The organism is Stenotrophomonas rhizophila (genome assembly GCF_003651185.1).
GTDB classification, from domain to species: domain Bacteria; phylum Pseudomonadota; class Gammaproteobacteria; order Xanthomonadales; family Xanthomonadaceae; genus Stenotrophomonas; species Stenotrophomonas maltophilia_Z.
The window spans coordinates 1,245,408-1,263,052 of the sequence record NZ_RCDC01000004.1; the positions used below are offsets into that span (position 1 = coordinate 1,245,408).

At 67.1% G+C, this 17,645-nt stretch carries 18 protein-coding genes; 7 read left to right on the forward strand and 11 right to left on the reverse strand.

All coding sequences use genetic code 11. The features are described from left to right. Positions 1-7: 7 nt before the first annotated feature. The 6 genes from BCL79_RS05635 to prmB all read right to left on the reverse strand — a co-directional run bounded on the left by BCL79_RS05635 (position 8) and on the right by prmB (position 6,792). Positions 8-391 (reverse strand): VOC family protein, encoded by a 384-nt coding sequence (locus BCL79_RS05635; RefSeq protein WP_121038459.1) that lies wholly within the window; start codon positions 389-391, stop codon positions 8-10. After that, positions 388-2,439: a FimV/HubP family polar landmark protein gene (locus BCL79_RS05640; protein ID WP_121041166.1), complete on the reverse strand. Its 2,052-nt coding sequence runs from the start codon at positions 2,437-2,439 to the stop codon at positions 388-390. The genes BCL79_RS05635 and BCL79_RS05640 overlap by 4 nt, the downstream gene beginning before the upstream one ends. 88 nt (positions 2,440-2,527) lie before the next feature. Beyond that, the gene (locus tag BCL79_RS05645) at positions 2,528-3,553 is read right to left on the reverse strand and encodes an aspartate-semialdehyde dehydrogenase (protein ID WP_121038462.1); all 1,026 of its coding nucleotides are present in this window, start codon (positions 3,551-3,553) and stop codon (positions 2,528-2,530) included. A 161-nt stretch (positions 3,554-3,714) separates the two neighbouring features. Further along, on the reverse strand, positions 3,715-4,770 hold the full coding sequence (locus BCL79_RS05650) for a 2-hydroxyacid dehydrogenase (protein ID WP_121038465.1): 1,056 nt from the start codon (positions 4,768-4,770) through the stop codon (positions 3,715-3,717). After that, positions 4,763-5,866 (reverse strand): chorismate synthase, encoded by a 1,104-nt coding sequence (gene aroC, locus BCL79_RS05655; RefSeq protein WP_121038468.1) that lies wholly within the window; start codon positions 5,864-5,866, stop codon positions 4,763-4,765. Before aroC ends, BCL79_RS05650 begins: the two co-directional genes overlap by 8 nt. After that, positions 5,863-6,792: a 50S ribosomal protein L3 N(5)-glutamine methyltransferase gene (gene prmB / locus BCL79_RS05660; RefSeq protein WP_121038471.1), complete on the reverse strand. Its 930-nt coding sequence runs from the start codon at positions 6,790-6,792 to the stop codon at positions 5,863-5,865. The genes aroC and prmB overlap by 4 nt, the downstream gene beginning before the upstream one ends. A gap of 536 nt (positions 6,793-7,328) precedes the next feature. Here prmB and BCL79_RS05665 point away from each other — a divergent pair. Further along, complete coding sequence (locus BCL79_RS05665; RefSeq protein WP_121038474.1) at positions 7,329-7,979, forward strand: SCO family protein; 651 nt, start codon at positions 7,329-7,331, stop codon at positions 7,977-7,979. Beyond that, entirely contained in the window at positions 7,976-8,818 is an 843-nt protein-coding gene (asd, locus tag BCL79_RS05670; RefSeq protein WP_121038477.1) for an archaetidylserine decarboxylase, read from the forward strand. The genes BCL79_RS05665 and asd overlap by 4 nt, the downstream gene beginning before the upstream one ends. A 152-nt stretch (positions 8,819-8,970) precedes the next feature. Here asd and BCL79_RS05675 read toward each other — a convergent pair whose 3' ends face one another. Together BCL79_RS05675 and BCL79_RS05680 are read right to left on the reverse strand one after the other, a co-directional pair. Next, a complete protein-coding gene (locus BCL79_RS05675) occupies positions 8,971-9,312 on the reverse strand; it encodes a ribonuclease E inhibitor RraB (RefSeq protein WP_121038480.1) in 342 nt (113 codons plus the stop codon). Positions 9,313-9,426: 114 nt separating this feature from the next. Further along, positions 9,427-11,031: a transglycosylase SLT domain-containing protein gene (locus tag BCL79_RS05680; protein WP_121038484.1), complete on the reverse strand. Its 1,605-nt coding sequence runs from the start codon at positions 11,029-11,031 to the stop codon at positions 9,427-9,429. Between the two features lie 121 nt (positions 11,032-11,152). Between BCL79_RS05680 and BCL79_RS05685 the strand changes: the two genes are divergently transcribed. Further along, positions 11,153-12,658, forward strand: a complete 1,506-nt coding sequence (locus BCL79_RS05685) for a helicase HerA-like domain-containing protein (RefSeq protein ID WP_121038487.1) — start codon at positions 11,153-11,155, stop codon at positions 12,656-12,658. A 55-nt stretch (positions 12,659-12,713) separates the two neighbouring features. Continuing rightward, entirely contained in the window at positions 12,714-13,217 is a 504-nt protein-coding gene (greB, locus tag BCL79_RS05690; RefSeq protein WP_121038490.1) for a transcription elongation factor GreB, read from the forward strand. 24 nt (positions 13,218-13,241) lie between these two features. Here greB and BCL79_RS05695 read toward each other — a convergent pair whose 3' ends face one another. Both BCL79_RS05695 and rimO read right to left on the reverse strand, forming a co-directional pair. Continuing rightward, entirely contained in the window at positions 13,242-14,075 is an 834-nt protein-coding gene (locus tag BCL79_RS05695) for a DUF3025 domain-containing protein (protein ID WP_121038493.1), read from the reverse strand. Beyond that, on the reverse strand, positions 14,072-15,436 hold the full coding sequence (rimO, locus tag BCL79_RS05700) for a 30S ribosomal protein S12 methylthiotransferase RimO (RefSeq protein WP_121038495.1): 1,365 nt from the start codon (positions 15,434-15,436) through the stop codon (positions 14,072-14,074). The genes BCL79_RS05695 and rimO overlap by 4 nt, the downstream gene beginning before the upstream one ends. Positions 15,437-15,640: 204 nt before the next feature. Between rimO and BCL79_RS05705 the strand changes: the two genes are divergently transcribed. Genes BCL79_RS05705 through BCL79_RS20280 form a run of 3 tightly spaced genes read left to right on the forward strand, consistent with a single transcriptional unit; the run spans position 15,641 to position 16,920 of the window. Continuing rightward, positions 15,641-16,318 carry a dienelactone hydrolase family protein gene (locus BCL79_RS05705; RefSeq protein ID WP_121038498.1) on the forward strand — a complete coding sequence of 226 codons (678 nt, stop codon included), beginning with the start codon at positions 15,641-15,643 and terminating at the stop codon, positions 16,316-16,318. Next, a complete protein-coding gene (locus BCL79_RS05710; protein WP_121038502.1) occupies positions 16,315-16,737 on the forward strand; it encodes an HIT domain-containing protein in 423 nt (140 codons plus the stop codon). Before BCL79_RS05705 ends, BCL79_RS05710 begins: the two co-directional genes overlap by 4 nt. A 15-nt stretch (positions 16,738-16,752) precedes the next feature. Beyond that, positions 16,753-16,920: a LiaI-LiaF-like domain-containing protein gene (locus tag BCL79_RS20280; RefSeq protein ID WP_019182647.1), complete on the forward strand. Its 168-nt coding sequence runs from the start codon at positions 16,753-16,755 to the stop codon at positions 16,918-16,920. Between the two features lie 120 nt (positions 16,921-17,040). Here the strand turns inward: BCL79_RS20280 and dcd are convergent, their stop codons facing one another. Continuing rightward, the gene (gene dcd / locus BCL79_RS05715) at positions 17,041-17,613 is read right to left on the reverse strand and encodes a dCTP deaminase (RefSeq protein WP_088433273.1); all 573 of its coding nucleotides are present in this window, start codon (positions 17,611-17,613) and stop codon (positions 17,041-17,043) included. Positions 17,614-17,645 lie beyond the last annotated feature (32 nt).

A 17,645-nucleotide genomic window follows, 5' to 3' on the forward strand; every position in this document is an offset into this window, starting at 1 on the left:
TAGTGCATCAGACGGCGTCGCGCTCGGACCATACGGCCAGCTCGTTGCCGCCGGGCTCCACGAACTGGAAGCGGCTGCCACCGGGGAAGGCGAACACCGGTTTGATGATCTGCCCGCCCTGGGCCAGCACGGCCTCGAGCATGGGCTGCAGATCATCGGCGTAGATCACCAGCAATGGCGCGCCGCCAGCGGAGGCCGTCTGCGGCTCAGCGCGGAAGAAGCCGCCCTGGAAACGGCCATCGTCGAAGGCGGTGTAGTCCGGGCCGTAATCCACGAACGACCAGCCGAACACCTGCTCGAAGAAGTGGCGGCTGGCGGCGGGATCGCGCGAGGCGAACTCGACATAGTCCAGGCGCCGTTCGCGGGCGGCCAGCGGGCGGGCGTCGCTCATCCCAGTCGCGCCAGCAGTTCGCGCGCCTCGGCCTGGCTGTGCGGGTCGGCGCCGACGGCCACTTCGTGCAGCAGGGTCCGCGCGGTCTCGGCATCGCCGAGGTCCAGGTAGGCGATGGCCAGTTCCAGTCGATCACGACCGGGGCTGCCGATGGGCGCGGTGGGCGCGTTGTCGGCGACCGAGTCGGCACTATCGAGGGTGACGTCATGGCCGGCAGTCACCGGCTCAGCGTCGGCCGCGAGGGTGTCATCGCTTTCGACTGCTGGACGTTCGGCAGTGGCCGTTTCATCGGGGAATTCGAACACGCCGCGGAACGACGGCTGCGCGGCAGCTTCCAGCGCATGCGCTGGCGGCTCGATCAGCGGCGTCGGCTCGCGGAACAGCGCATCGTCTACGTTCACATGCTGAGCGTCGGCCTCGATGCTGTACGCAGACGCCGCCGTCGCCTCTGCCTCGGGCAACACCGGCGCTTCGTCCGTCGCGGTAGCACTCCAGCGAGGATCGTCGAGGGCATCGTGCGGCTCGGCGTCGTGCGGGGAAGGCGCGAGCGGGAAGACCGGCTCGCGGCGCAGCCCGGCGTAGACGTCGGCCTCTGCAATGGTCTCTTCGTCGGGCACGCGCTGCGCGTCCTCCTGCTGCGCGGCCAGTTCGTCCACATAGTCGGCTGCGGGGACGGCCGCGGCCAATGCCGCGCCATCGAGCCCATCGCGCGACAGCGGCGGCAGCGGCGATGGCTTGCGGCGGCGTACCAGCGCCCATCCACCGACCACCAGCAGCAGCACGACCAGGCCCAACCAGTACCAGCCACCGCCGGCGCTGTCACGCGTGCCGGGTGCCTGCTCCAGGCGCTGTTGCGCAGCGGCCAGATCGTTGTCCTTCATCGTGATCAGGGATTGCTGCTGGGCCTTGAGCTTTTCCAGCTCGGCCACGCGTTCGCGCAGTTCCTGGATCTCGGCATCGCGCGTGGCGACGTCTTCCTTGGCCTGTCGCAGTTGTTCGTTACCCAGCATGTCGCCCTCGGTGCCGGCAGCGGTGCCGGTGGTTGTGCCTGCGGTGGTGCCGGCGGCGGCGACGGCCGGCGCGATTTCCAGGCGTGCGCCCTGGCCAGCAGCGGTCGGTGCGGCCGGGGCCGGAGACGGCGCGGCGGCCCCCCCGCTGTCGGCGGGCTGCGGGATCGCCGCGCGCGACTGCCGCCATTGCGCGGTGTGCTCGCGCACAATCGCCGCAGCCTGTTGTGCATCGATCTGGGCAAGCCCATCGGCGCCCGGCGTGCGCAGCACCGCACCCTGCTTGAGCAGGTTCACGTTGCCACGGATGAAGGCCTCGGGGTTGGCCCGCAGCAGCGCGATCATCGCCTGGTCGCGGTTGATGCCCTGCTCGCGCGCCAGCGGACCGGCGATCTGCGAGAGCGTCTGTCCGCGCTGGACGGTGACGCTACCATCGGCGGCGACGGGCGCGGCCGGGGCGGCCTGTGCAGCCCTCGGCGCGGCCGGCCGGGGTGCGGCGGCGGGTTCAGCACGGCGCGGCGGCGCAGCGACGGCTGCCGCCTCCGGCGCAGGCTCACGGATGATGGCGTTGGACATCGCGCCCGCCGGGGCGACGATCTCCGGCTCGGCCACGGCGGCGGCGCTGTTGGGCGCATCCACCAGGGCGGAATACTCACGGACCAGACGGCCCTGCCCCCAATAAGCTTCGATCAGGAAATTCAACGCGGGCGTCGCCACGGGCGCATGACTGCTGACGCGCACCACGGCGCGGCCCTGCGCATTGCGGGTCAACTCAAACTGCAGCTCGCTGACCAGTCCGGACGGCGGTTCCAGCCCGACCCGGGCGAAGGTCGCTGGCGAGGCCAGCGCAACGCGGAGGTTTTCCAGCTCGGACGGATCGGCGGAAATGACCGGGATTTCGGCCAGCAAGGGTTGGCCCGGTTTGGACAGCACCCGGATATCGCCCAGGCCCAGGGCCATGGCGGAACTGCTGGCCAGGGCCAGCAGCAGCGTCGACACATACTTGAGCGGACGCACTGCGCCCGGAGCCCGGTTCTTCATGGCGGCCAATATAACGGCTCCCCCCGTGATCGGCGATGTTTCAATGCGGGCGGTCGGCGGCATCCCCATGCCGCCGACCACGACGCGATCAGCCTTCGGCGGCGACCAGTTCGGCCAGCTGCACGGCATTGAGGGCAGCGCCCTTGCGGATGTTGTCCGAGACGATCCACAGGTTCAGGCCACGCGGGTGCGACAGATCCTCACGGATGCGGCCGACGTACACCGCATCGGTGCCCGACGCGTGAGTGACCGGGGTCGGATAACCACCCGCTTCATGCTTGTCGACCACCTCCACGCCCGGCGAACGTGACAACAGCTCACGCGCGGCATCCGGGGTGACCTTGTCGCGGGTTTCGATGGTGACCGCTTCGGAGTGGCCATAGAACACCGGCACGCGCACGGCGGTCGGGTTCACCAGGATGCTGTCATCGCCGAGGATCTTGCGGGTTTCCCAGACCAGCTTCATTTCTTCCTTGGTGAAGCCGTTGTCCTGGAAATCATCGATGTGCGGGATCAGGTTGAACGCGATCTGCACCGGGAAGCGCTGCGGGTCGATTTCCTGGAAGCTGAGCAACTGGCCGGTCTGCTTGCCGAGTTCTTCCAGCGCCGAGCGACCGCCGCCGGACACCGACTGGTAGGTGGCCACATTGATGCGCTCGATGCCATACTGGCGGTGCAGCGGCGCCAGTGCGACCAGCATCTGCATGGTCGAGCAGTTCGGGTTGGCGATGATGCCGCGCGGGCGGTTCTTCAGCGCTTCCGGGTTCACTTCGGAGACGACCAGCGGCACGTCATCGTCGTAACGGAAGGCCGAAGAGTTGTCGATCACCACCGCACCGGCGGCGGCGAACTTGGGGCCGAACTCCTTGGAGACGCTGCCACCGGCGGAGAACAGCGCGATGTCCACGCCGTTCGGATCGAAGGTGCTCAGGTCCTGGACCTTGATCTTCTCACCCTGGTACTCGATCTCGCCACCGGCCGAACGCGAGGACGCGAGCAGGCTCAGCGTGGCGATCGGGAAGTTGCGCTCAGCCAGGATGGCCAGCATGGTTTCGCCGACAGCACCGGTGGCACCGACGACGGCGAGGTGGAAACGACGATCTGGATTGCTCATGAAAACCTCTGTTGGGTGTACCGACCCGTGGCCGATACGTAACGTGCGTTGGGGATGTGTACCGACCAACGATCGGTACCTGCCGTGCCTTGGAGATATGTGCCGACCATCGGTCGGTACCTACCGGTTCGGGAACCTCGCCTGTTGGCCAGCGCGGTTCCCTATCGTTTTGCGTCGTCGATTTTTTTGCCGCCCACGGTCGCGCCGCCGGTTTTCACGGCAGCGACAGCGTCGGCGTTGATCGCGCTCGGCGGGTGGCCGGCATCCGGGCCCTGCCCCAGTGCGGCGGTCAGGTTGTCCACGGCCAGCTGCACCATCGCCCGGCGGGTGGCCTGGCTGGCGCTGCCGATATGCGGGGTCAGCACGATGTTGTGCAGGGCGAGCAGTTCCGGGCGCACCGTCGGTTCGCCTTCGAACACATCCAGCCCGGCGGCGGCCAGGCGCCCGTTGGCCAGTGCATCGGCGAGCGCCAGCTCATCCACGATGCCGCCGCGGGCGATGTTGATCAGCGTGGCGGTCGGCTTCATCTTTGCCAGCGCATCGGCACCGATGATGTGGTGCGAGGCGGCGTTGTACGGCAGCACGAGCACGAGGTGATCGGCCTGCGCCAGCAGCGTATCCAGGCCCACGTACTGCGCGCCGACCTGGGCCTCGGTGGCCTCGGGCAGCCGCGAACGGTTGTGGTACAGCACGCGCATGCCGAAGCCGTGCGCACCGCGACGGGCAATGCCCTGGCCGATGCGGCCCATGCCGAGGATGCCCAGCGTGCTGCCGTGGATGTCCGCACCGAGCATGGTCTGGAACGACCACTGCCCCCACTGCCCGTCACGCAGCCAGCGCTCGGATTCGGTGATGCGGCGGGCGGTGGCCATCAGCAGCGCAAAGCCGAGATCGGCCGTGGTTTCGGTCAGGACATCCGGGGTGTTGCTGGCCAGGATGCCGGCGGCGCTGAGCGCGTCGATATCCAGGTTGTTGTAGCCCACACCGACGTTGGCGATCGCGCGCAGCTGGGGCGCGTTGGCGATCTCGGCTGCACCGATGCGTTCGTTGAGGGTGATCAGCGCGCCGTCGACGTGGGCCAGCTGTTCGGCCAGTATCTGCGGCGTATAGCGGGTGACGTCGCCGGTCATGGTCAGGTCGAAATGCTGCCCGAGCTGTTCGACGACATCGTCGAACAGGGGCTGGCTGACCCAGACCTTGGGGCGCCGATCAGCCATCGATCGTGCCCGGGATGCGCGGGGTGATCTGGCCGACATCACCGCACTGGGCGCGGTGGCGCAGCGCCTGGTCCATCAGCACCAGGGCCATCATCGCCTCGGCGATCGGGGTGGCACGGATGCCCACGCACGGATCGTGACGGCCGGTGGTGATCACCTCGACCGAGGTACCGGTGGCGTCCACCGTGGCACCGGGCAGGCGCAGGCTGGAGGTCGGCTTGAGCACGATCGAGGCAGTGACCTGCTGGCCGGTGGAGATGCCACCGAGGATGCCGCCGGCATGGTTGCTGGCAAACCCCTGCGGGGTGAGCAGGTCACGGTGTTCGGTGCCCTTCTGCGCGGCACTGGCAAAGCCATCGCCGATCTCCACGCCCTTCACCGCGTTGATGCTCATCAGCGCGGCCGCCAGATCGCCATCGAGCTTGCCGTAGATCGGCTCGCCCCAGCCCGGCGGTACGCCGTCAGCCACCACGTTGACGCGCGCACCGACCGAATCACCGGACTTGCGCAGCGCATCCATGTAGCTCTCCAGCGCAGGCACCTGATCGGCGACCGGCCAGAAGAACGGATTGTCTTCCACCGCCGACCAGTCGAACCCGGTCGGGATGATCTCGCCCAGCTGCGAGAGATAACCACGCACGGTGACGCCATGCCGCTGCAGCAGCCACTTCTTGGCGATGACACCGGCGGCGACGCGCATGGTGGTTTCGCGCGCGGAAGAACGACCACCCCCGCGCGGATCGCGGATGCCGTACTTCTGCCAGTAGCTGTAGTCGGCATGGCCCGGGCGGAACTGCTGGGCAATGTTGGTGTAATCCTTGCTGCGCTGATCCGTGTTGCGGATCAGCAGCCCGATCGGGGTGCCGGTGGTGCGGCCCTCGTACACCCCGGAGAGGATCTCGATCTCATCCGCTTCACGCCGCGCGGAGGTGTGCCGGCTCTTGCCGGTGGCCCGCCGCTGCAGATCATGGGCGAATTCGTCGGCGCTGATCTCCAGCCCCGGCGGACAGCCGTCCACCACGCAGCCGATCGCCGGACCGTGCGATTCGCCGAAGGTGGTAACGGTCAGCAGTTTGCCGAAGCTGTTGGAACTCACGGCCGCTGCGCTGCCAGTTCGGTGATGCGGGCGCTGTGCGCGATCAGTTCGCGGCACTCCACGGCGAAGATGCCCATCTGGCCGACCTTGAACTCGACCCAGCGGAAATCCACTTCGGGCAGCAGCTTGTACAGGTGCTGCTCGGACTCGCCCACTTCACAGATCAGCAGACCATCCTCGCTCAGGTGCAGCGGGGCGTCGCGCAGGATCTTCAGCACCAGGTCCAGGCCGTCGTGCCCGGCACGCAGGCCCATTTCCGGCTCGTAGGCGTATTCCTGCGGCAGGGCATCGGTCTCGTCGTTGGTGACGTACGGGGGATTGGTGACGATCAGGTCGTAGTGACGGCCGGTCAGGCCGTTGAACAGGTCGGACTTGAGCAGGGTGACGTTCTGCGTCTGCAGACGTTCCTTGTTCTCTTCGGCCAGCGAGAGTGCTTCGTCGCTGAGGTCGACGCCATCCACTTCCCAGTTGGGGTAGTAGTGGCCCATGGCGATGGCGATGCAGCCCGAGCCGGTGCACAGGTCGAGGGCGCGATGGACATCGCGGCCGGCCAGCCACGGCTCGAAGCCGCACTCGATCAGTTCGGCGATCGGGGAGCGCGGCACCAGGGCGCGGGTGTCGCTCTTGAAGCTCAGGCCGGCGAACCAGGCCTCACCGGTGAGGTAGGCAGCCGGGATGCGCTCGTCGATGCGGCGCTGGAACAGGTCCAGCACGCGGACCTTTTCGTCCTGCAGCAGGCGCGCCTGGCCGTAGGCGGGGCCGAGGTCATGCGGGAGGTGCAGGCTGTGCAGGACCAGCTGGGTGGCTTCGTCCAGGGCGTTGTCGTAGCTGTGCCCGAAGGTCAGCCCGGCGGCGTTGAAACGGCTGGTGCCGTAGCGGATCAGGTCGATGATCGTGTGGAGTTCGGCGGCCGTTTCGGCGGTCATGGCGGGGCAACAGGCAATGTGGCCCCCGATTATAGGCGCTGGGGCGGGCCGGGGCATCCGTTGCAGTCGAAACGAGCCGGAGCCGGAGCCGGAGCCGGAGCCAGGGCCACGGCCACGGCCACGGCGAGGATCAAGACAGAAGCCAATGCGGCGGTTGCCAGTCCGTGGGCTGGCGTGGCGGGGGTGGGAGGGCGGGACACGCCGTAAACCCATCCCTGGGGGCTCGACAAGCGGCATCCATGCCGCTTGACGGTCCCGCCCTCCCACCCCCACCACGCCGTTGACAGTGGGTTGGTTCTTTCGGGAACAGCCAAGGCCAAGGCGGGGTGCGCACGAATTACGCATCGAAGGCGGTTTTTGTAGTGCCGAGCCATGCTCGGCATTTCGCCAACAGCAATCCGTGCCCTGCCCCAGACGCTCAGGTTTCGATGCTCGGCTGTGCACTTGGCACTGCTTACCCACCCGTGCCGACGCCCCTCCCGACAATCCGGCGTGGCTGCCTCTATCATGGTGGCCACTTCCGGGACGGGGCCCTTATGTTCAATCGCAATGTCGGCATCATCCTGCTGATCGCCCTCGCCGCCGGGCTGGGACTGGTCGTGGCGCAGAAGGTCTTCGCGCCCAAGCCGGGCGGTGACCGCCCCGCCACCGAGTCGATCACCTTCTATCCGCAGCCGCGCCCGCTGCCCGATTTCAACCTGGGCCAGTCCGACGGCACCCGGCTGATCCCGGGCGAGCTGAAGGGCCACTGGACCCTGGTGTTCCTGGGCTTCACCTTCTGCCCGGATGTGTGCCCGACCACGCTGGCCGATCTGGCCCAGGCCCAGAAGCAGTGGGAAGCCCTGCCCGAGACGCTGCGCCCGCGGCTGGTCTTCATTTCGGTCGATCCCGAGCGCGATACGCCGGCACGGCTGGGCGAGTACGTGCATGCGTTCCATAAGGACACGCTGGCCGCGACGGCCGATGTGCCCTCGCTGGAGCGTTTCGCCACCTCGCTGGGCTTCGTGTTCCAGAAGGTGCCGGGCAAGCACTTCGATGAGAATCCCGAGGATTACACCCTCGAACACTCGGCCAGCCTGGCCGTGCTGGATCCGGAAGGCCGCTTGGCCGGTCTGATCCGCCCTCCTTTCCAAGCGCAGGCCATCGCCCGCGACCTGCAACTGCTGACCGAGAAATCCGCCCCATGAGTTTGATGACCACGCTGAGCTACGCCCTGCCCCATCGCCTGCTGTCGTCCATGGCGCGCAGACTGGCGTACTCCAGCAACCCGCGGGTCTCGCGCTGGCTGATCGACACCGTAACCGCCAAGTTCGGCGTGAATCTGGCCGAAGCCGCCAATCCGGACCCGCGCAGCTACCCGACCTTCAACCAGTTCTTCACCCGGGCGTTGAAGCCGGGCGCGCGCGTGGCCGATGCCGATCCGCGCACGCTGGTGATGCCGGCCGATGGCCGGATCAGCCAGCTGGGCAAGATCGAGGATGGGCGCATCTTCCAGGCCAAGGGCCAGTCCTTCACCGCCGCCGAGCTGCTGGGCGATGCCAAGGATGCCGAGGTCTTCCACCACGGCCTGTTCGCCACGGTGTATCTGTCGCCGAAGGATTACCACCGCGTGCACATGCCGTGGACCGGCACGCTGCGCGAGACCGTGCACGTGCCGGGGCGGTTGTTCAGCGTCGGCCCGGCCGCGGTGAACAGGGTGCCGGGGCTGTTCGCCCGCAACGAACGCCTGGTGTGTCACTTCGATACGGACTTCGGCCCGATGGTCTCGGTGATGGTCGGCGCGCTGCTGGTCTCCGGCGTGGAGACGGTGTGGGGCGGCGAGGAGATTCCGGCCTACGGCGATACGATCACGCGCAAGGATTACCGTGGCAAGGGCATCACCCTGGAACGCTTCGCGGAGATGGCGCGCTTCAACTACGGCTCCACCGTGATCGTGCTGCTGCCGCCGGGGGTGGCCGAGTTCGCGCCGCACCTGGATGCCGAGCATGCGGTTCAGTTGGGGCAGGCACTGGCCACCCTGAAGTGACGGTGGTGCCGGCCGCTGGCCGGCATCGCAGGTATTCCGGGGAGCCGGCCAGCGGCCGGCACTACTGGTAGACCATGCGATCCGCACCAATGAAAACGCCCCGGTTTCCCGGGGCGTTTTTCGTTGTGTCCGGTTCGATCGGATCGCGCCGATCAGATCTCGACCGGGCCAACATCCATGCCGTCATAGTCTTCCACGCCGTTCGCTTCGGCCAGGGCCTGCAGCTCATGGTTGCGGGCATCCAGCGAGGCTTCGGTGTGCACCTCGGCGCGCTCCACGTGCAGCACGTGGTACGGGTCTTCGCCTTCTTCAAGGTCCGGCTCGAACACTTCCACCAGGGTGTAGCCCAGTTCGACCAGCTTCTCGCCCAGGCCGTGCAGCGGCTCCGGCGTGGTGTTGACGAAGAAGTAGCCCCACAGCATCGGGCCGTTGAGGTCCCAATCGGTGTTTTCACGGATGTTGGCGAACATCTCGTTGATTGCGGTGATATCCATCTGGGTGTCCTGTATGCGTGTTGCGGTGAGCGTCGGCACGTGGCCGAGGCTGCGATGGATGTGCTGGGCCGGGCGGCCACAGGCGTGATGCCGGCGAGCCTACCCGGTTATGGCTTACTTGTCGCAGCCCTGCAGCTTGATGCTCTGGCCCTGCTTGAGGGAATAGGCCGGCGCCTTGAGGCCGTTTGCCCGGGCCAGGGTCGGCACATCGCACTGGAACCTGGCGGCGATCTTGCCGAGGGTCTCGCCCTTGCCGACCTTGTAACTGCGGGCCGGCTTGGCCTTGGGCTTGGCGGCCGGGACGGCTACCGGCGCGGCCGGGGTCACCGCAGGCATGGCCTGCGGCTGGGCCACCGGGACCACGCTGCCCACCGCCACGTTGCCGGTGTAGCTGACCGCCGTAGGCCGCACGATCGCCGCATTGAGGTCGGCGGTGATGAGGGTGCGGGCCAGGTCGGCGCGCGGGCCGCTGACGCAGAACCGGTTGTACAGGCCGGCGATGCGGGTGGTCGCGTTGATGGTGGTGCCGGCCGGAATCCAGCCGTCGGCCTCATAGCGCGGGTTGAGGTTGCGCAGTGCACGCATGTAGCCGTCGCGGGTACCGCTGCTGCCCAGGCAGATGGTCAGCTCGTAGATCGTGGTCGACTTGGCCAGGCGGATCGTGGCCGGCTGCGCGCTGATCTTCGGGAACTCCACGCCGTACTGCTGCGGGTGCAGATAGATCCACGCCGCAGCGATCACCATCGGTACGTAGTCCTTGGTCTCGCCCGGGAACTGGTTGTAGACGCTGTCGGTCCAGAAGCCCTGCCCCGGGTACTGGCGGAACACGCGGATGGCGCGGCCTTCACCGCCGTTGTAACCGGCCAGCGACAGCTCGACGCTGTTGTTGAGCTCGCGCATGCGTTCGTTGAGGTAGGTCGCGCTGGCCTCGGCCGCGCTGCGGGCATCAAAGCGCGTATCAAAGCCGGTGCCGTCCGGGCCCAGCCCGAAGCGACGCCCGGTGGCGGGCATGAACTGCATCAGCCCGGCGGCGCCGGCACGCGAGGAGGCGTGCACGCGGCCGTTGGATTCCTTGGCCATGATCCCGAACAGCAGCGCTTCGGGCAGGCCGCGCTTTTCCCACTCCGGCCACATCACCGCACGCAGGTTCTGGTAGTTCTCGTAACTGGTGAGCAGCGCCGGGCGCATGTCGGTCAGCCAGCGGCGGATGCCGGCCTGCACGGCCGGGTTGTACTCGACCATGGTATCGAAGGCGTGCCGCTTGTCGTTGAGCAGCGCGGCAGCGCGGGCCGCTTCGGGCACATCGGCGGCCAGCGGGCCGACATGGTCCGGGTCGGCCTCCAGCAGGGTGCCGTCGGCGATGGCCGTGCCGTCCTCGCTGTCCTGCTGGCTGTCGGCGTTGCTCTTGAGCAGGCGCTTGTAAGTCGGCAGCAGGTTGCTGACCTGGCAGCCCTTCTGGGCCACACAGGCGCTGATCACATCCTCCATGTCCTCCAGCGCGGCGTCGGCCTCGTTGGTGCCCTTGGGGTCGGCATTGTTCACCAGCACCAGCGCCGCGTTGTAGCGCTTCTCGGCGGCTGTCATGCGCTGGTCGAGCGCCTCCACCTTGGCCTTGTCGCGGGCGGAGACGCGCTGGGCATGGGCCTCGGGGACGATCGACAGCATCGCGGCAACGGCCAACAGCGGCCAACCACGGACAAGCAAGACAGGAACGGGCATTTTTGGCACTGTGTGCGAACGATGGGGCAGAGTAGCCGCGCCGCTTGCATCGGGGCAACCCGTCTGCCGGCCGGCCAACGCCGACGTTTAGAATCCCGCCTATTCACACTGCGAGTTGACCATGGATCCGATTCTGCTCGGCAAAGGCATCACCGACGATATCCCCGTGACCCTGCTGCCGCGCCTGGGCAACCGCCATGGCCTGGTGGCCGGCGCGACCGGCACCGGCAAGACCGTCACCCTGATGACGCTGGCCGAGGGTTTCTCGCGGATCGGCGTGCCGGTGTTCCTGGCCGATGTGAAGGGTGACGTGTCCGGCCTGGCCGTACCCGGTACCGGGACCGAGGCGCTGCTGCAGCGCGCGACCGACCTCGGCGTGGCCGACTACGCGCCCGCTGCCAGCCCGACCGTGTTCTGGGACCTGTACGGCAAGCTCGGCCACCCGGTGCGCACCACGGTCAGTGAAATGGGCCCGACCCTGCTCGCGCGCATCCTGGAACTCAACGATACCCAGGCCGGCGTGCTGGACATCGTGTTCAAGCTCGCTGACGACCGCGGCCTGCTGCTGCTCGACCTGGATGATCTGCGCGCCCTGCTCGGCCTGGTCGCCGAGGAGCGCAAGGACATCTCCACCGAATACGGCCTGGTCAGCGCGCAGACCGTGGCGGCGATCCAGCGCTCGCTGCTGCGCCTGTCACAGGACGGCGGCGAAGCGTTCTTCGGCGAGCCTGCGCTGGAGCTGGCCGACCTCATGCGCGTCAACCACGATGGCCGCGGCGTGATCGGCATCCTCGCCGCCGACCAGCTTGTGCTCAAGCCGCGGCTGTATTCCACCTTCCTGCTGTGGCTGCTCTCGGAGCTGTTCGAAACGCTGCCGGAAGTGGGCGATCTGGAGAAGCCGAAGCTGGTCTTCATCTTCGATGAGGCACACCTGCTGTTCGATGACGCACCGCCGGCGCTGGTGCAGCGCATCGAGCAGGTGGTCCGGCTGATCCGCTCCAAGGGCGTGGGCGTCTACTTCTGCTCACAGTTCCCGGATGACGTGCCGGCCAACATTCTCGGGCAGCTCGGCAACCGCGTGCAGCACGCGCTGCGTGCGTTCACGCCGCGCGACCAGAAAGCGGTGAAGGTCGCCGCCGAAACCTTCGTGCCCAATCCCAAACTCGACGTGGCTGCGACGCTGGCCAAGCTGGGTACCGGTGAAGCGCTGGTGTCCACGCTGCAGGACAAGGGCATCCCCTCGCCCGTGCAGCAGACCCAGATCGCGCCACCGCGTTGCCGGATGGGCGCGATCACCGAGGCCGAACGTGCCCAGGTACGTGCCGGCAGCCCGGTCGGCACCCGTTACGACACCGCGATCAACCGCGAATCGGCAGCCGAACTGTTGGCGCAGCGCGCGCAAAAGACCGTCGAACAGGCCGATGCACCCAAAGCCCGTACCCGCCAGCAGGATGAGGCGCAGGAAGGTGGCTTCGGCCAGAGCATCAAGGATGCGATCTTCGGCACCAAGCGCCGCCAGGGCATGATCGAAACCATGGCCAAGCAGACCACGCGCACCGTCGGCACCAAGCTGGGCAACCAGATCGTGCGTGGCCTGCTCGGCGGTATTTTCGGCGGAAAACGCTGATACTTCGTGTCGCGCCCTGTGGCGCGGCACCTTTTGAAGAGCACAAGCAGACCTGATGTCGCGTTGGCGCCCCCCCGCGGAAAAAAGCACGGCCCTGATCACCGCACAGGGCCACCAGCGGCTGAAGACCGAACTGGATGAGCTGTGGCGGCACAAACGCCCGGAAGTGGTGAAGGCACTGGCCGCCGCCGCCGCGGAAGGCGACCGCTCCGAGAATGCCGAGTACACCTATCGCAAGAAGCAGCTGGGCGAGATCGACCGGCGCGTGCGCTATCTGACCAAGCGGCTGGAAGCACTGCGCATTGTCGATACCGCGCCGACCGATCCGAACGCGGTGTTCTTCGGCGCGACGATCGAGCTGGAGAATGTCGACTCGGGCGACATCCACGTGTACCGCATCGTCGGCCCGGACGAAACCGATGCCGGTGCAGGCTGGATCAGCATCGATTCGCCGTTGGCGCGCGCGCTGCTGAAGAAACGCGTGGACGATGAGTTCGAGGTGGAGCTGCCCAGCGGCCGCCATGGGTTCGCGATCCTGTCGGTGGCATACCCCGGCTGACAGGAAGTACATCCACGCATGGAATCACCCCAGCGCTGCGGGATACGCACGACCCTCGCGTAACGGGCGGAAGTAGTCGGCCCGCGCATGGAAGGCCGCATCCTGGTGGACGTGCCACCCGGGTATCCCCGCCAGTGGCAACGGCCGCAGCTCCAGCGGATCAGTGAGCACTGCACCGTCCGTGATTGCCCGCGCAGCCACGGCAATCGCGGCGGCATCGTCATCGCCCTGCACCACCACGCACTTGCCCACCAGCAAGCGCTCCGGGACCAAGGCCTGCTCCAGCAGCGCATGCCCGATCACTGCCGCGACGGCAATGTCGCCGCGTCGCCACAACCCTGCCCCATCCCCGAACAGCGCCTGCCAGTCGTGCTGGTCCCACGCACGCAGCAGCGCCGGTTCGCGCACACGCACGATCACGCCGCTCTCGTCGAATTGGGTCAACGCGGCCTGCGCCCGGTTGCGCTGCCCTGGCGCCATCGCCGCGATGTGCCGGCACTGCTGCCGGTTGAGCGCGCGCTTGATGGCGGGGTAACGCGCCCAGATCAGGGCATTGAACAGGTCATGCCAGTTGGCCGCACGCGTGGCGATCTGGCCGCGCTCGGCAATGCGGGTTTCATAGTGCAGGCCGTCGGCCAGCAGCGCCTCGTCCTGCTCGGCAAGATGCGTGTCCGGCAGCGCGAGGCGTGCATCGAGCGATGCAATGGCGGGCCAGTTCGGCGCGAGCATCAGGTCCTGGAAGTCGCTCAACCCGGCGTAGATCGGCTGCGCGAAGCAGGCCGCATCCACCGCCTCGCGCGGCGGAGCGATGAAGCGGCGTCGACCGCCGTGATCGGCCGTCGACGCCGCTGCGTTCACAGCACCTGCAGATCGAACGGCTTGCGCGCTTCCGCCGCGATGATCGCGTCACCAAACAGGTCGTGATCGTCGCTCTCGGTGATCTCGACATCGACGAACTGGCCGACACGCAGCTTGGCTTCATCGGCGTTCTGGATATGCACCAGGCCGTCGATCTCCGGCGCATCGGCCTTCGAACGGGCCACCGCGATGCCGTCTTCGATGGCATCGACCAGGCACTGCTGCACGGTACCGATCTTGGCCTCCAGGCGCGCGGCGGAGATCTCCGCCTGGCGTTCCATGAAGCGTGCCAGGCGTTCCTGCTTCACTTCTTCGGGCACCGCACCGGGCAGATCGTTGGCGGTCGCGCCGGTGACCGGCGAGTAGGCGAACGCGCCCACGCGGTCCAGCTGCGCCTCGTCCAGGAAGCTGAGCAGCTCCTCGAACTCGGCATCGGTCTCGCCCGGGAAGCCGACGATGAAGGTCGAGCGCACGGTGATGTCCGGGCAGAGCTGGCGCCAGCGCTGCACGCGCTCCAGGGTCTTGTCGACCGCGCCCGGGCGCTTCATCAGCTTGAGAATGCGCGGGCTGGCGTGCTGGAACGGGATATCCAGGTAGGGCAGGATCCGGTTCTCGGCCATCAGCGGCACGATCTCGTCCACATGCGGGTACGGGTAGACGTAATGCATGCGGGTCCACGCATCCAGCTCGGACAGGCCTTCGCACAACGCCTTCAAGCGGGTCTGGTAGGCCTTGTCACGCCACATGCGCTCGGCGTACTTCACATCCACGCCATAGGCCGAGGTGTCCTGGGAGACCACCAGCAGTTCCTTGACGCCCCCCCGCACCAGCCGCTCGGCTTCGCGCAGCACCTCATCGACCGGGCGCGAGACCAGCTTGCCACGCATCGAGGGAATGATGCAGAAGCTGCACGTGTGATTGCAGCCTTCGGAAATCTTCAGATAGGCGTAGTGGCGCGGGGTCAGCTTGATACCGTAGTCGGGCACCAGATCCACGAAGGGATCGTGCTTGGGCGGCAGCGCAGCGTGGACGGCCTCCATCACGCTCATGTAGTCCTGCGGGCCCGACACCGCCAACACGTTCGGGTAGGCCTCGCGGATCTGCTCGGGGCGCTTGCCCAGGCAACCGGTGACGATCACCTTGCCGTTGGCGTTCATCGCCTCGCCGATCGCATCCAGCGACTCGGTCACGGCCGAATCGATGAAGCCGCAGGTGTTGACCACCACCACGTCGGCCGCGTCGTAGGAGGGAACGATGTCGTAGCCCTCGGACCGCAACTGGGTGAGGATGCGCTCGGAATCGACAAGGGCCTTCGGGCAGCCAAGGCTGACGAAGCCGACTTTGGGGTTCAGCTGGGACATGGATCGCAAGGACTCTGGGGGCCTGGGCCCATGCCGGAATGGCGTGGGGACCTGGGGCCGGAAACGGCGGCAAGTATACCGGCGTTCAGCCCGCGCCCCTGAACCGGATCGGGCTGATCCCGCCAGATCCGGCATGCCCCCTGACATCGCGCTAACCCGCGCGGGGCCGATAATGAATGCCTGAACCAACGGGAGTCTCGCACCATGGGTGAGTGGATCACACTCGATACGCATTACGGACCGGTCCGCGCCTGGCAGGCGACGCCGGAAGGCAAGCCGCGCGGGGGTCTGGTGGTGATCCAGGAGATCTTCGGCGCCAACCCGCACATCCGCGCGGTGGCCGACGATTACGCCGCCAAGGGCTATGCGGTGCTGGCCCCGTCGTTCTTCGATCTGGTCGGGTCGGCCCCGGACAGCACCGAACCGCCGGAGCTGCCTTACGACAGCGATGGCGTAGCCGCCGGCCTGGCCATGGTCGACGAGCTCGGGGTCGAAAAGGCGCTGGAGATCGTGCGGGCGGCCGCCTCGCGGCTGGCCCCGGCCGGCAAGGTCGGCACCGTCGGCTATTGCTGGGGCGGCAGTATCGCCCTGCTCTCCGCGCTGCGGCTGGGCCTGCCCTCGGTCAGCTATTACGGGGCCCGCAACGTGAAGTACCTGGACGAGACGCCCAAGGCGCCGGTCATGTTCCACTTCGGCGCGCAGGACAAGAGCATCCCGCCGGAGGCGATCAAAGCCCACCGCGAGAAGCTGCCGCAGATGGCCACCTTCGTCTACCCGGCCGATCATGCCTTCAACCGCAGCGTCGGACATGCGTATGATCCAGACAGCGCCCACCTGGCGCTGGAACGCACCCTGGACTTCTTTGCGGAGCATCTTGGATGAGCGAGTTCGAACTGGATTCACGCCTGGCCACCGACAGCGTACTGGTAGCAGAAGGGCCGTTATCGCAAGTGCGATTGATGAACGATGAAAGGTACCCCTGGTTGATCCTGGTCCCGCGCCTGAGCGGCGTGACCGAGTGGATCGATCTGGACGGCGAGCAGCAGGACAAGCTGCGCACCGAATTGAACCGGGCGTGCAAGGCGCTCAAAGGCACGGATGGGGTCGAGAAGATCAACATCGGCTCGCTGGGCAACATCGTGCGCCAGCTGCATTTCCATGTGATCGGGCGCCATGTCGGCGATCCGGCTTGGCCGGGCCCGGTCTGGGGCCAGGGGCAGGCACACCGTTTTGATCCACAGGTGCTGGCCGAGCGTGTCGCACACTGGAAGGAACGGCTAGGATATTCGCCCCAGCCCTAGCGGACCCTGCCCCTGATGCGTTCCAACCTTGTCGCCGCCATCGTCCTGATCCTCGTCGGCCTGTTCCTGCTGGCCAGCAATCTGGGCTGGACCAACATGAACATGGGGAAGCTGATCCTCACCTGGTGGCCGGTCGTGCTGGTGGCCGTTGGTATCGGGTTGCTGTTCGGCCGCGGCAAATAACGCCAGCCGGGAAGACGGAAACGAAAAAAGCGCGGAGTGATCCGCGCTTTTTTCCTGTGTGCTGTCTGGTGCCGGCCAGCGGCCGGCACTACCGGTCACGCGGCAGTGGACCCAGGATGATCAGGTGCGCGGCAGGGTGACGCCGGTCTGGCCCTGGTATTTGCCACCGCGATCCTTGTACGAGGTTTCGCAGATATCGTCCTTGTCGGCCTGGAAGAACAGCATCTGTGCCACGCCTTCGTTGGCGTAGATACGCGCCGGCAGCGGCGTGGTGTTGCTGAATTCCAGGGTGACATGGCCTTCCCACTCCGGCTCCAGCGGGGTCACGTTGACGATGATGCCGCAGCGCGCGTAGGTGCTCTTGCCCAGGCACACCACCAGGGTGTCACGCGGGATGCGGAAGTACTCCACGGTGCGCGCCAGCGCGAAGCTGTTGGGCGGAATGATGCACTCGTCGCCGACGATGTCCACGAAGCTGCCCGGATCGAAGTGCTTCGGGTCCACGATGGTGGAGTTGATGTTGGTGAACACCTTGAACTCGCGCGAGCAACGCACGTCGTAGCCGTAGCTGGAGGTGCCGTAGCTGACGATGCGCTGGCCGTTGGCCTGCTTGACCTGGCCGGCTTCGAACGGCTCGATCATGCCCTGCTGCTCGGCCATCTGACGGATCCAGCGGTCACTCTTGATGCTCATGTAAGGGGGTCCTGGGCTGCGCCGGTTCGGGC